The sequence below is a fragment of the Vibrio agarilyticus genome, from assembly GCF_012641465.1.
GTDB classification, from domain to species: Bacteria; Pseudomonadota; Gammaproteobacteria; order Enterobacterales; family Vibrionaceae; genus Vibrio; species Vibrio agarilyticus.
The window spans coordinates 26,458-40,611 of the sequence record NZ_JABAIK010000027.1; the positions used below are offsets into that span (position 1 = coordinate 26,458).

General features: G+C 46.7%; 10 protein-coding genes. 1 reads left to right on the top strand and 9 read right to left on the bottom strand.

Going from position 1 to position 14,154, the window contains the following annotated elements; genetic code table 11:
* Nucleotide 1: 1 nt before the first annotated feature.
* The 6 genes from HGP28_RS17800 to HGP28_RS17825 all read right to left on the bottom strand — a co-directional run bounded on the left by HGP28_RS17800 (nucleotide 2) and on the right by HGP28_RS17825 (nucleotide 8,785).
* Nucleotides 2-967 (bottom strand): ABC transporter permease, encoded by a 966-nt coding sequence (locus tag HGP28_RS17800; RefSeq protein WP_168837806.1) that lies wholly within the window; start codon nucleotides 965-967, stop codon nucleotides 2-4.
* Between the two features lie 303 nt (nucleotides 968-1,270).
* Nucleotides 1,271-2,620, bottom strand: coding sequence for a CmpA/NrtA family ABC transporter substrate-binding protein (locus HGP28_RS17805; protein ID WP_439333869.1), 1,350 nt, complete (start codon nucleotides 2,618-2,620; stop codon nucleotides 1,271-1,273).
* A 326-nt stretch (nucleotides 2,621-2,946) separates the two neighbouring features.
* A complete protein-coding gene (locus HGP28_RS17810; protein ID WP_168837808.1) occupies nucleotides 2,947-3,558 on the bottom strand; it encodes an ANTAR domain-containing response regulator in 612 nt (203 codons plus the stop codon).
* 385 nt (nucleotides 3,559-3,943) lie between these two features.
* Nucleotides 3,944-4,972 carry a glycosyl transferase family protein gene (locus HGP28_RS17815; RefSeq protein WP_168837809.1) on the bottom strand — a complete coding sequence of 343 codons (1,029 nt, stop codon included), beginning with the start codon at nucleotides 4,970-4,972 and terminating at the stop codon, nucleotides 3,944-3,946.
* Nucleotides 4,969-6,069, bottom strand: a complete 1,101-nt coding sequence (cobA, locus tag HGP28_RS17820; protein WP_246225777.1) for a uroporphyrinogen-III C-methyltransferase — start codon at nucleotides 6,067-6,069, stop codon at nucleotides 4,969-4,971. The genes HGP28_RS17815 and cobA overlap by 4 nt, the downstream gene beginning before the upstream one ends.
* 4 nt (nucleotides 6,070-6,073) lie before the next feature.
* On the bottom strand, nucleotides 6,074-8,785 hold the full coding sequence (locus HGP28_RS17825; protein WP_168837810.1) for a nitrate reductase: 2,712 nt from the start codon (nucleotides 8,783-8,785) through the stop codon (nucleotides 6,074-6,076).
* Between the two features lie 413 nt (nucleotides 8,786-9,198).
* Between HGP28_RS17825 and HGP28_RS17830 the strand changes: the two genes are divergently transcribed.
* A complete protein-coding gene (locus tag HGP28_RS17830) occupies nucleotides 9,199-11,199 on the top strand; it encodes an ATP-binding protein (protein ID WP_168837811.1) in 2,001 nt (666 codons plus the stop codon).
* A 31-nt stretch (nucleotides 11,200-11,230) separates the two neighbouring features.
* On the opposite strand, the gene HGP28_RS17835 is transcribed toward HGP28_RS17830, so the two are convergent.
* The 3 genes from HGP28_RS17835 to HGP28_RS17845 all read right to left on the bottom strand — a co-directional run bounded on the left by HGP28_RS17835 (nucleotide 11,231) and on the right by HGP28_RS17845 (nucleotide 14,098).
* Complete coding sequence (locus HGP28_RS17835; protein ID WP_168837812.1) at nucleotides 11,231-11,803, bottom strand: hypothetical protein; 573 nt, start codon at nucleotides 11,801-11,803, stop codon at nucleotides 11,231-11,233.
* A 109-nt stretch (nucleotides 11,804-11,912) separates the two neighbouring features.
* Complete coding sequence (locus tag HGP28_RS17840) at nucleotides 11,913-12,266, bottom strand: hypothetical protein (RefSeq protein ID WP_168837813.1); 354 nt, start codon at nucleotides 12,264-12,266, stop codon at nucleotides 11,913-11,915.
* 137 nt (nucleotides 12,267-12,403) lie between these two features.
* Complete coding sequence (locus HGP28_RS17845) at nucleotides 12,404-14,098, bottom strand: hypothetical protein (protein WP_168837814.1); 1,695 nt, start codon at nucleotides 14,096-14,098, stop codon at nucleotides 12,404-12,406.
* Nucleotides 14,099-14,154 lie beyond the last annotated feature (56 nt).

Here is a 14,154-nt window from a genome sequence, read left to right on the forward strand (position 1 = left end):
TCTAGCGCAGCGCTTGCTGTTTATTCCACGACAACCACTTTTGCAGTTGCAGCATTCCTTTATCCAGCATTAAGCCGATAAAGCCTATCGCGATCACGGCCACCATAATGCGACCCAATGAGGCCGAGCTGCCGTTTTGGAATTCATCCCAAACGAACTTACCCAAACCTGGGTTTTGCGCCAGCATCTCTGCGGCGATGAGCACCATCCAAGCGATGCCAAGTGACAGACGTAATCCGGTAAAGATCATTGGGATCGCAGAGGGCAGTACGATAGTACGAATGTGCTGCCACCATGAAAGCTGCAATACTTTACTCACATTAATCAGATCCTTATCTACGCTGGTCACGCCAACCGCAGTATTGATGAGCGTCGGCCACAAGCTGCACAGCGCAACCGTAATGAGCGAGTTAATAAACGATTTGGCAAACAAAGGATCATCACTGATGTAAGTGGCACTCACCACCATGGTGACAATCGGTAACCATGCCAAAGGCGAAACCGGTTTTAACAGTTGAATGATCGGGTTAAAGGCTTGATACAAACCTTGATTGAGACCAAGCACAATGCCAAGCGGTATCGCAATAACAGTGGCGAGAAGAAACCCCGCCGCCACGGTAATAAGGCTGGTGCCGATTTGGTCAAAAAAGGTCGGCTTGCCGGTGTAAGGGCGAATTTTAACTTTTGCGTCAGGGTTTTTAGCCAGCTTGGCCGCATTGCGTTTCTCTTGACGCTCAATAAACGCTTGCTCTTTTTCACGCTCTTGCCAATGGTCTTTCACCAAATTGGTTAATTGCTCAAATGTCTGAGAAGGACCTGGCAATGCGCCGAGTGAGGTGTTGACCTCTTTGGCGGCAAGATGCCAAATGCTTAAAAAAATCACCAAGCCGATGAGCGGTAACAGCACCAGCCGACTTCGGTTTACCACCTGCTTTGCAGGAAAAAGAGAAATGACATTACTACGCATACGCACTCCTTGGTGTGACATTGCGTCCCACAACGTTACCCATTCGAATTGAAGGGCTTGGGTTCGTGGAATGCCTTATGGCGACGCATCGCCGCCAAAGGCTTATACCTGCTCATTGGTGCTAACGCGCCAAGAGCCATGCCTAAACGACTTGGTGATGCAGCTCGGTGACAAACGAACAACGCCTCTGAGCACTTCATGAACATAGATACACTATGTGGTGAAGTTTGTGAGTGCCAGGCAACACAGCTGCAACGTCAAGTAGAAAGGGGTTATTATTATTTACGGGCTGATATGGCTTGCTTACACCTTATCGTCGCCCTTCAAACCGATATTGAACTTCTCGAGGTATTTATTCGGCTCACGACCGTCATACACGATGTTGTCGATAAAGTGCGTTTGCGGCGCGCGGAAACCATCTTCTTCGGCAAAGTCAGGGAACTGCTTGGCTTCAAAGAGACCATCCTCAATCAGCGCTTCCGCCGCTTGTTGATAGATATCAGGTCGATACACTTCTTTGGCGATATTCATATACCAATCGTCGGTTTGTGGCGCTGCAATCTGGCCCCAACGGCGCATTTGAGTTAAGTACCAAATAGCATCGCTGTAGTAAGGGTACGTGGCGTTGTGACGAAAAAAGACATTGAAATCGGGCACGTCACGTTTGTCGCCTTTTTCGTACTCAAAGGTTCCCGTCATTGAGTTCGCAATCACTTCCGCATCGGCGCCAACATACTCACTTTTTGATAGCAGCTTCACCGCTTCCATACGGTTTGCGTTGTTGTTTTCATCCAACCAGTGTGCGGCACGGATCAGCGCTTTGACGACGCGAATGTGGGTATTGGGGTACTTTTCAGCCCACGTTTTTGACACGCCAAACACTTTTTCTGGGTTGTTTTTCCAAATCTCATAATCAGTCACAACCGGCGCACCAATGCCTTTGAATACCGCTTGTTGATTCCACGGTTCACCGACGCAGTAACCTTTAATGGTTCCAGCTTCCATTGTCGCTGGCATTTGTGGCGGTGGTGTCACGCTCAGTAATACATCGGCGTTAATTTGACCGCTGTTATCGCCTGACTCTGGCGCGTAATAGCCGGGGTGAATGCCACCAGCCGCCAGCCAGTAGCGCAATTCATAATTGTGAGTGGAAACGGGAAACACCATTCCCATGTTGAATGGTTTACCTTGATCCAAATACCCTTCCACCACGGGTTTTAGCGCATCGGCTTTAATTGGGTGAACCGGTTTACCGTCAGCTTGCTTAGGAATGTGTGGCTTCATCTGCTCCCAAGTATCGTTTGAGACAGTGATAGCGTTGCCGTTCAAATCCATGCTAAACGCGGTGATCACCTCTGCTTGCGTGCCAATTCCGATGGTTGCCCCCAAAGGTTGGCCTGAAAGCATGTGCGCGCCATCGAGCTCACCATCAATCACGCGGTCAAGCAACACTTTCCAGTTTGCTTGTGCTTCTAAGGTGACGTACAGCCCCTCATCTTCAAAAAATCCTTTCTCGTAAGCGACCGCAAGCGGCGCCATATCGGTTAACTTAATAAAGCCAAACTTCAGATCTTCAATCTCTGGCTCACCCAGCTCGGCACGGGCACTGCCCGTGGCTAACGCAACTAACGACACCACTGAAAGGGTTCGCATCCAATTCCAATTCATTGGTTTACTCCCATAAAAAAAGCGCTACAACTCCAAAAGGAGAAGCAGCGCCGTTGCTGATAATGTCATAACCCTCGTTGGTCATGTCACTAAGCCATGTATGAAAATTCCACTAACCAAGCAACCACAAGAGAATGTAAACAACTCATGGTGACTCACTTTAAATATTGCAATGCGTGTGCCAACTTAATCAAATCGATAAAAATCAGCCACTTACAATAAAAACACTCGTAATTCGCCTCTTATATTCCATTATCTGACTCATCATTGCGACTTGTTAGTGCAACACGCACCAAATCGGTGGCTTGGCGTTAAACCAATACCTCACACGTCGTGATCACATTTTGCGCCACTTGCGCTAATGACTGGCTCGATTGCATCGCCGATTTACGCAAAGCGTGATAAGCCTCTTCTTCACTGACTTGATGAATCTTAACCAGTAAACCCTTGGCTTTTTCCACCACTTTACGCTCTTCAATTTTGTCGGTTAATTGCGCAATTTCGTGCTCCATTGCCATGAAGCTGGCGCGCAGACGCTTTGCATTGTCAAGCCAAGGTAGCAAATCAAAATCGCTGTCAGCGGGCAAAATGACGTAATCCATTTTTTCACACAAGCGATTGATATCATTAGATGAAAGCTGTTTTAACACCAGCAGTAAAGGAACGGATTTTTGTCGACAAAATTCAATGATGAGCCGCAGTTCCGCGCAGGGCTGTTGCCAACTGACAACCACAGAGGCGTTCGACTCTCGCTCAAGAAGGCGCTCAAATTGAGACAAACGGCAGCCGACAATATTGTCGCAGCCTTGGCTTAATAAGCCGGATAAACGAGCTTGTTCTGCCAGTGTATCGCAGCAAACGATGATTGGCGTTTGCGCGGTTGTCTGAGATAAAAATGAAGCGGATTGAGAGGAAACTGTCATACGAACACCTTGGAATTAACGTCGTTTGATCTAGATCAAACAAGATCTGTGCCAAGGCATTTTGAATGAGGTGAGTGAGAGTCTCAGCTCTCACTCAATATACCCAAGTGACCTCAAGATGCTGGATTCAGAGCCGGCTCACTGAGCTGAGAGCAAGGCAAACAACGCAGCGAAATAGCGAGCCTATTTTCAAGTTGTTTAACGCACTTTCGTTACAACAAAAAGCGGTTCAGTGATTGGCTCCCAAGGGGCGAGCTGCCTTGGCTCATCAGCTTTGTTGACGATTTTCGATTGAGAACCACTCAATCTTCAAATCCTCGCCTCACTGACAAACCAAGTCATTCTCGCTGAACCATGCATCTTGAGGTTACTTGGGTATAAAGCGTTAATGACGAAATGCACTCGCGCATAAATGCGAACGCCTACTCGGATGAAGTGGTGCGTGCGGCCGTACGTGGATTTCTCGGTCATCACAGTACGTTTGCCAGTAACTCAGTGCTTTTGCTCTTGCCGCAGTGCGATCTTGCAATTGCGCAAATAACGCCACACTCATGGTTTCAATCACCGTATTCGCCATTTGCTGTATCACGCTTGGTGCGGTATCAAGCGGGCAGCGCCCGGGAACGGGTAGATCATCCAATTGCAATTCTTGCCAATAATGGGAAGTGACGCCCGAGTCTTGACTGACCCAAACCGTTTGACTCACTTTAGGATTGTATTCACTCTCGCCTGATTGACCTTTAAAAGAGACCACCGCGTGTTGCGTTTGCCCTACCCAATGTTCAACCTCCGCATGCAGCTGCTGAAAACCGGGGTGAAAACTGCCACGCACGCCCGTCAATGCACGCGCGGGATTTAACGCCCGCACCACAGTATTGATTGGGGTGCGCAAACCATAACGCTGCTGCCAACCCAGCATGGTTTTTGCCTGCGGCGCAAATACCTCTAATGGCAAATAGGCAATGTGGTATTTGTCTAATAAACGTTGCGCATCACAAAGAGTGTGCGCTTGAGCAATACCCAGTTTAACCAGCACATTCTCAGCGTGAATCCGATCTGATTGCGGGTTGTGGTAACCGTGCAGTAGCACCTTATGCCCATTATCCGCCAAAATTTTTGCCGCTAACACGTGCCAAGGCTCACCTGCTTGTGGACGTTTGCCCGCGTAACAAGGCCAATCAATTTCCGCGTCTAATGGCGTGACTTGTTGCTGAAATGCTTTAACAAACCCTGCAATTTCTTGGGGCGTTTCGTTATTGACTCGAATCAGCATCATCAACATCGCCATTTGATCGTCGTCGATGTCACCGGCCAAATATTCGGTCATCACTTGATACGCTTGTTCAAAACTGAGTGATTGACGGCCGCGCTCACCACGACCCACGGTTTTAATACACGAAATAATTGTACTCATACGCAATCCTTCTGCTCCATTGCCATTTCATGGACTCGACACAACTGATCGCGTAACCGTACCACTTCCCCCATGATCATCAGTGCCGGGCTTATTCCTTTTAACCGAGTGGCAAGTGTCATCAACTGATCCAATGTTGTCACATGCACTTGCTGCTGCGCGCTGCAGCCGTGAGTAATGATGGCGACCGGAAAATCCTGCGCTAACCCGGCGTTTATCAATCCTTCTTGAATGCTGTGTGCTTTTTCAAGTCCCATATAAAAGACCAGAGTCTGCCCGCTTTGCATCAACTGGCTCCAAGCGTCAAACGCTCCTGTCACCACTTGACCGGTGACAAAGGTAACACTGCGCGATAAACCGCGATGCGTCAGAGGGATGGCGCTGCTTGCGGCGCAGCCAATTGCGGCTGTGATCCCTGGAATCACCTCATAACGCAGACCCGCCTCTACCAAAGCGAGCGCCTCTTCACCACCACGCCCAAAGACAAAAGGATCGCCCCCTTTCAAGCGCACCACGCGCTTGCCTTGCTGAGCCAAGCTGACCAAAAGATCCCCAATCTCTTGCTGGCCAATGCTGACTTCACCACAACGTTTTCCCACATAGACCCATTCGCACTGATCTGGGGAGAGGGTTAAGATCTCGCGATTGACTAAACGATCGTACAGCAGCACATCCGCTTGCATGATCGCTTTCACCGCTTTCATCGTCAGTAACTCAGGATCATGTGGCCCGGCGCCAACGATCGAAACGAACCCCGTACGATCCGAGCCAAAACGCCCATCAAAGGCCTCGCCGCCGGGCGATCTTTTTTCCCTGTTATCGCCTTCGACACGCCCCAAAGCGCCGACTTTTTCAACTTGCGCTAAGTGCGCTGAGAACTGTGACCGGCGGTGACTCACGTCATTTTTCACCTGAGAAAAAGCCGTTGGTTTCGCCGTGTTCTGCGCCTCAGATTGAGGCCAGATATTATCAAACCACGCCTGCTCGCTCATACGTGCATCCGTATCAAATAGCGCTGTTGCATTGGCTGAGTGAGACTCTTTTGATTCATCCATAACGCCTTGCTTAGCAAAGAGTTGTCGATAAGTAACGTCCATGATCTTATCCTTCTTTGGCTGAGGTAGTGAGCGCAGATGAAGCCACTTGCTCTTCCACCATTTGATGAATTTGCGATAAACATGAGCCGCAGTTGGTGCCACATTTTAAGCGATTTTGCACTTGGGCCACTGAGCGACAATCGTGTTTTTCGACGGCATCGATAATTTGTTTGTCAGTGATACGAAAACAGCTGCAAACCAATTTGGCTTGAGTTTGGTTTTGGGTGGCGGCTAATAGTGGATTGATATCTAAAGGCTGACCAATCCATTTCACCAACGTTGTATAGTCACAGCGCGTAGGCTGTTCACTCACCACCATAAGCGCGCGAATGACACGTTGCGATCCTTTGGTTTCATAATCCACAGCGAGCCACCCCGTTGACGTAGCAAGCGTCAATCGTTGAGTATGCGGTGTGAGAGTAAAACTTTGCCGTGTGATCGGTTGATGAGAAGCAAAACGCCACACTGCCATACCGGTTTCACTTTGCTGGGTATGGTAAAAAAAGGCGCTTGGATCAAATTGAGATCCGACATACAGTCCATACGCCACCACAGGAGCTGGGCTTACGGTAACATAAGATGATTTAAACGCAGGCTGGCCTGAAATTGGGTCAACGGTTGCAGCAACCACCGCATTGACTTGGCTTTCACCGCCATACACGCCAGCCCAATGCATCGACATGAAAAGATGCCGCTGACCAAGCCCATCGTCAAAAGCCACCTTAGCCAAAACACTTGAACCCTGAGCTTGTGAAGGGCTGAACGTGGCATCGTTAACGTTATCGGACAAACGGTGCTGAGGTACGTTCAATGCCACTAATTGCCCCGCTTTAAGGCCGGCTTCAGAGGCGGCTAAGCTGTTCATATACACGGTGGGTTCGACTTCACCTGCGGCCAATTGCGTGATGTGCCCAGTGCGCGTCATGGTATGCCACTGGTCGCGCTGGCGACCGGTATTGAGCCACCACAAAGGTGCCGCGCTGTGACTTTCATCATTCGACGAGACCACAGTTTGGGAATGGTTAAAATTAGGCGCGCAACAGATGAATTTAGCTCGGCCACTGGCATGAGCAAAACGCCCATCGGCAAACGGGCGCTCTCCCCCCCACTGCGTCGGCTGCCACTGGTCATATTCTTGCGCGCTGAGTGATGCGTATTGCGATAAATCAAGCAACAGTGGTGAATCACTGTTTATCGCAGTCATGGCGGCATACTCACGAAACACCTCAACTTCACTGGCAAAGTTAAACCCATTTGCCACAGAATCGAGTTCACACAATTGCTGACCCACTTGAGTAATGGCCCACCAGTCGGGCTTAGCTTCACCCGGTGGCGTTTGAAAACGGCGCTGACGCGAGAGGCGACGCTCTGAATTGGTCACCATACCCTGCTTCTCACCCCAACCGGCGGCAGGCAAGACTAAATCTGCGTACTGCGCGATATCGGAATCGCCAGTAATATCAGAGACAATCACAAAGGGACAACGCGCCAACGCGCGCTTAATTTGGCTGTTGTTTGGCATGGAGACCACTGGATTGGTCGCCATTATCCACAAAACATCAATGTCACCGCGCTCTGCAGCAGCAAAAAGATCAACCGCTTTCAAACCTGGTTTGGTAGCAATGGCAGGGGCTTGCCAAAACCGCTGCACCCGATCAATCGATTCGTCATCAAAGCCGCGATGCACCGCCAATTGATTGGCAAGGCCACCCACTTCACGTCCCCCCATCGCATTGGGTTGTCCCGTGATAGAAAAAGGCCCTGCGCCCGCTCGGCCAATTTTTCCACTTGCTAAATGGGCATTAATAATCGCGTTGCCTTTATCAACGCCATTTGGCGCTTGATTGACTCCTTGGCAAAATAAGGTAATCGCTTTATCGCTGCGACCAAACCAATTAAAAAAGGTCTGCAATGCCTCATCAGCCACTCCCAATTCACGCGCTAACGCCGGCAAAGGCAGGGTTAAATCACTCAACTGCTGCATCAAAGCATCAAAACCTTCGGTGTGCGCTGCGATATAATCATGATCCAACTGTTTTTTCTGCACCAAATGACGCAATAGTCCATTGAAGAGGGCGACGTCACCATCGTTAGCAATTGCCAAATGAAGATCCGCTTGTTGCGCGGTCACGGTTTTTCGCGGATCAATCACCACCAATTTCAGTTGAGGATTGCGCTCACGCGCTTGTTGAATTCGGCGAAACAGCACTGGGTGAGTCCAGGCCGTATTGGCACCACAAATGACCAGTAGATCCGTTTCATCGATATCATCATAGTTAACAGGTACAACATCTTCGCCAAAGGCGCGAATGTGCGCCGCAACCGCAGAAGACATGCACAGGCGTGAGTTGGTATCGATATTGGCGCTGCCAACAAACCCTTTCATCAATTTATTCGCAACATAATAGTCTTCTGTTAGAAGCTGACCAGAAACGTACATAGCGACCGAATCGGCTCCGGCGCTACGCTTAGCTTGCACCATTTTTTGTGCAATTAAGGAGGTTGCTTGTTGCCACGAAACCTCTTGTCCATTCAATTTGGGGTAGAGCAGGCGTGAGGGCATGGCCAAGCTGTCTGCAAGTGCCACTCCCTTGACGCACAAGGCCCCCTCGTTTGCTGGATGCGTTTCATCTCCAACAATGCCTTGCCCATCAACCCTCACACCACAGCCTACTCCACAATACGGACATGTGGTTTTCAAACACTTCTGCGACATCCCACTCTCCCAACAATTGATTTCACTCACACCAAAGCGGTTCGTTCTAACAGTTGAGACTGCAATTGAAATGCCAAACAAAAAATATCAATTAAATCAATAAATTAACCGTTGTCCATTACATTTTTATCACAATTATGCCCTCAAACGGTGCGTCGTGATTCATTACCGTGCAAAGCAATGACTAAAGGCTGAGCATCGATTTCAAATTCATTCGCGCAAGATCACATTTAGATGACATTTTGGTCATTTACGGGGACAATACGTTGCGATATGCACTCTGACGCACTAGCTTAATTAACAAATAAAAAAACAAATGTCAGTTAGCTATTCACCACTTATGTCGTTCATCGAGGTTTGAAAAATTATTTTCCGCTTAATCATATTTTTCAGACAGTTAGTTGGAGTGTGGAATGAATAACTTACATTCATCTTCCTTACAAAAAAAGCTCATTATCAATTGCCTTATCCCGGTTTTTCTTATGCTGGGTGTCTATGTATCGGTACTGAATCATATTAAATCTGTCATTCATGACGATCATTGGGTGAATCATACTCACCAAGCGATAAGCAAAGCGCATGAATTAAAATACATGATTCTAAAAATAGAACCTTATATGAACAGCCAATTGATCCTTAATGATAAGGGGATAAAAGATGAATTTATTAATGCGACGCAAAATTGGAACGCTAAACTTAATGCACTGACCAACCTAGTGGATGATAACCCGAGTCAGGTTCAATTACTTTTATCCATTGATGACATATATACCTATTGGGTAAGTACGGTATTATCGTCCTCTTCTATACAAAATAATCGTACGAGTTCAAATTTCATTTCAAAGCATAATGAAAATCAGAATAAAATAAAGAAAATCAATTCTGAATTGGATCGATTCATTTTTGAAGAAGAAAAGCTTATCAAAAACCGTATTGTTTCCGCTAAAAACTCGAAACATAGTCTTTACTTGGTGGTTGGAATAGGTACAACGTTAGCCATTCTCGTCTCGGTAATTTCAACTATACTCTTTTATCGAAACATCAATACTCGATTGCGTTTTTTGATCTATGAAATTAAATCGATCATCTCAAAACAAACAAAAAACGCACTCGATAACAGTCCATTGATGAACAATAAAAAACAGCGGGATGAAATTCAAATCCTGACCGACCATTTTATTCAAATGTCGATTCACCTTGCAGATAAAGAGCAGCAAGAGCAAGAACATAAAAAGAATTTAGAACAAGCTAGAGATAATGCAGAGAAAGCCAATAAAGCCAAAGGAAATTTCCTCTCGATTATGAGTCACGAAATACGCACGCCAATGAATGGCGTTCTGGGATTGGCCAAAATTATTCAAAATCAAACCAAAGAAAATTCAACAAAAGGATATGCACAAACCATTATTGAATCTGGGCAGCACTTAGTCACCATTCTTAACGATATTCTTGATATTGCCAAAGTGGAAGAAAATAAACTGACACTTGAAAACACCCCCTTCTCTGTCACTCAAATTATTAACCCCGTGCACAGTACGTTGGCGCCTCTCGCTGAGGAAAAAAATATCGATTTCTTCATTGAAAATCGTGTTGAAGATAACACTCAGTTTGTCGGTGATGCATCGCGAATTCGACAAGTGATCATGAATTTAGCCGGAAATGCGGTCAAGTTTACTCATGAGGGACACATTATGATCAGCGTAACTCATAATAAACCGGACGGTTTGCTAAAATTTAGCGTGAAAGATACTGGGATTGGCATTAAAGAAACCAGTAAGGCACAGATTTTTCGGCCATTTGAACAAGCAGACACGTCGACCACTCGCGAATACGGCGGTACTGGGCTTGGATTGTCCATCGTTGAAAAATTGACCGAGGCGATGAAGGGCTCAATCGCGGTTGAGAGCCAATTTGGCAAAGGGACTGAATTTATCTTAGAGTTGCCAATAACCAGTTATCAAAGTCATCCTCAGCAGACTGCAACAGCTCTTTTTGATCAGCCACCGACGACTCCCCAACCGCTGCAAGTCCTGATTGCCGAAGACAACGCGGTGAATGCGTTTGTCGCTAAATGCTATTGTGAAAATCTTCATTGTGATGTGGATATCGTGACTAATGGCGTTGAGGTACTTGCCAAACTGAACTCCGGCAAGCATTACGACATTATTTTGATGGACAATCATATGCCCGAAATGGATGGCATTGAAGCCACCCACCATGTGCGGCGCTTACTTGGCGAGCAGATCCTCATTTTCGCTTACACCGCCGATGTATTTCAGGATGTACACGATAAATTTAATGCCGCCGGTGCTGACTATATTTTGGCAAAGCCGCTCGATGAGTCAACGCTCCGTAATGCTATTGAACAATTTAAGTCGCGAATTTATGCCGCGCCAACGGAATTGATATCCTAAATTATCTTGCTCTTAACGTGCGATGCGACAGCTAACACCCATCCGTAATAAGCTCAAAATGGCTTTTTCCTTGATGGTTGTTAGGATTACCTAACGGTAAATAGATCAATTTACAACGTGAATCGCGTGCATGGATCCAACCCTCTTGGGTGGGGGGCAGAATCCAAAACGCTTGCGCGCGAAAGTGCTCAGCTTCATCTTCATAGTTGAGCTTGTTTTGATATTTCTCGGTTCTATGATCGGCTTCGTTTAAGTCGATTGACGTAATGGCCAATAATTGCGTAATACCATTATGTTGCACGGTCGACAAAATGGCCGGATGATCGTCTGCGGTGATGCCTATCTCAACGCCATTCACCGTAAGACAACGCATCTCGGATTGAAAAGGCAGAGTGCAAGGGGCTAGTGTTTGCTCGGTCTTGACTTTAGTCGCGAAGAGATCGAACGCGCTGTCTAAAGCGCCTTTTGCTCCTTCAAGAGTGGCAATGCGGGCATCGCGCTGCACGTTATCAAGCTTAGGCAACAGCTTTAACGCGATAATCCCAAGAATGATCGCAATGATGGCTATCTCAATTAATGTAAATCCACGCAGATGATGACGCACCCAAAACCTCTCATGATTTGAGATACCAATCGAATTTGTTGATTATCAACGGACAAAGACGACAAAGCCACGACTTTCGTCATGGCTTTGACATAAACACTTTATCGCACTAATCATACGGCGTCGCTGACAAAAACACATGCCGCTTCAACGCAATAAGATTAAACAGAATTAACGCGGCGCAAGATATCACCAGTAACCATTGAAAGATTTTGACTTTTCGCTCGCTCGACACGCCATAGTAGACAGCAACCACAAAAAACGGTAACACAAGGGCTGCGAGCAAACCTTCAATAAAGTGTCGCAAGAACATGAAGGGATGAAGTAAAAAGTACGATTGGGTTATGTTTTCAAAGCCAATATGAGACTGAAAATCGGCCAATATCGCCAAAACAATATTGATTACCATGATAACAATGATGTCTTTTGTAAACACATCGGTGATCAGCTGTCGAAAACTCATATCGCCCACTCCCGCCCTTTCGCTTTCATTTCCTTATCCTACGTTGCCGCGACACAATTGAGTGTCTTTTTGTTGAGATAACTAACCCTTTTCAGTTACTACCTATGGGTCTGTTTTTGAACTCTATACCCAAAGTATTAATCACAATCGTTAGGCTCACTCGAGTTTGAGCTGCCATCGGCGCGGTAAGTGGCTCGAGAAGAAACTCGCCCGGTATAAGGAAAACAGTAATAAGTGACCACCCTTTGGCTATTCACATAGCCACCATCACGCGCCACCGGAGCACCGCAATCGGTGCGAGTGCGAATGCCACCATTATCAAAATCATAATAATCCACCACCTCTTCACACAAAGAGTAAACCTCGCCGTTACTGCCAACTTCTGCTGGGTAATAGTGGGTGATCACCGCGCGAGCACCATTAAACGATTCGCTATAAATCGGATACGAGTCAAACCGATCCGCTGAGATCTGTTTTGGCGCGCTGTATTGCGTTTTACTGCGACTTGATGATGACGAGTAGGTTTTTACCTCTAACGAGCTGGAATAGTAACCTTTGTTATCTTGCTCTGGAGGGTAATAACGCTCGAGTGATTCCGTTTCGGCGCTACTGTGAATGCTGCGAGTGCGTTTCTCCTTCGGGTGCGCATGCCAATTGCCATCACTGTCTTGAGTGGGTTCGTAATTCTCTCGAAGATTTTCACCCCTTTGATTAATCACACGAGATCGGTGAAGCAGACTCACCCATTGTCCAGCATGGTTTTGCTGCAGCTGGTGAAAATACTCATCATGGTGCTCACTGTTTTGCGTAAATGAGCGATGTTGGTATTCCAGGGTGTGCGCTTTCCACTCCCCATCATTATCTTGCGCTGGCGCATATCGAGTAAAGCTGTCATAACTGGGGTGCTGCGTCTCGGTGTAGTTTAGCAAGGCAATCCAATGTTCATTCTTATCTTGAACCGGTTCGCTAAATAGTTGACGGCTAAAGGTATCAGTAACAGGGTCATAGCTTTGTCTTTCAGAAATGATACTCAAAGGAGTGCCGTAGAGATCATAACGCGCTTCGGGATAGTAAATATCTGTCCTTTCTGCACTCTCTGATTTGTATTGCATTTTTTGCAGCAAGCTGTGCCATTCACCATTGAGATCTTGCAGAGGCTCACTAAAGAAGCGATCCACCGTATAACCTTCTGAATTCTCATTACCAGAAGTATTCGTATGAGACTCCATTGGGACTGAGTAGCGTGGTGCTTCAATCGACGTGCTATATGTCATCCAATGATCTTTTTTTCCCACTTTAATGTCAGAATAAAAGTCGACCGGAATGGCAGGATATTCGCTCGTTAACGAGCGATTACCAGGTTCAAAACTAGCATCTGTGGCTAATAAACCATGATGATATTGCTGCGCATACACACGCCCATCGCCCTCATCCTGATAAACCGAGTAACAATAAGTATCATCTTCATAATATTGATTTAATCGATTTTGCATCACACAATGTGAAAATTCGAAATTCAATAACCACTCTTCTTTACGCGAAACGTCCCAAATTACCCCTGAGCTTTGTGCTAAAGATTCGCTGGCCGTTACCGCATCATAAAATAACAGCGCTTGACCAATGACGGGCAAAACGCGCTTTGCCAACAAGGATTGCGCTCGTTTGGTAAAATTCGCTTCAAACCACGCCAAGGCACATTTAGACACATTATTGCGAATAAATTCGCTGCTATTGTCATTTATTGCATCGATCAACGTTTCAATTAAATTATGACTCAGACGAAAATATTTTTGCTCTAGTACCAGCGTCTGATTTTCTGTAATAGCCCCCAATTAAAACGGACACTCATTAGTTAAGCGATAGGCTTAGACCTATCTTTAAGGAGTGC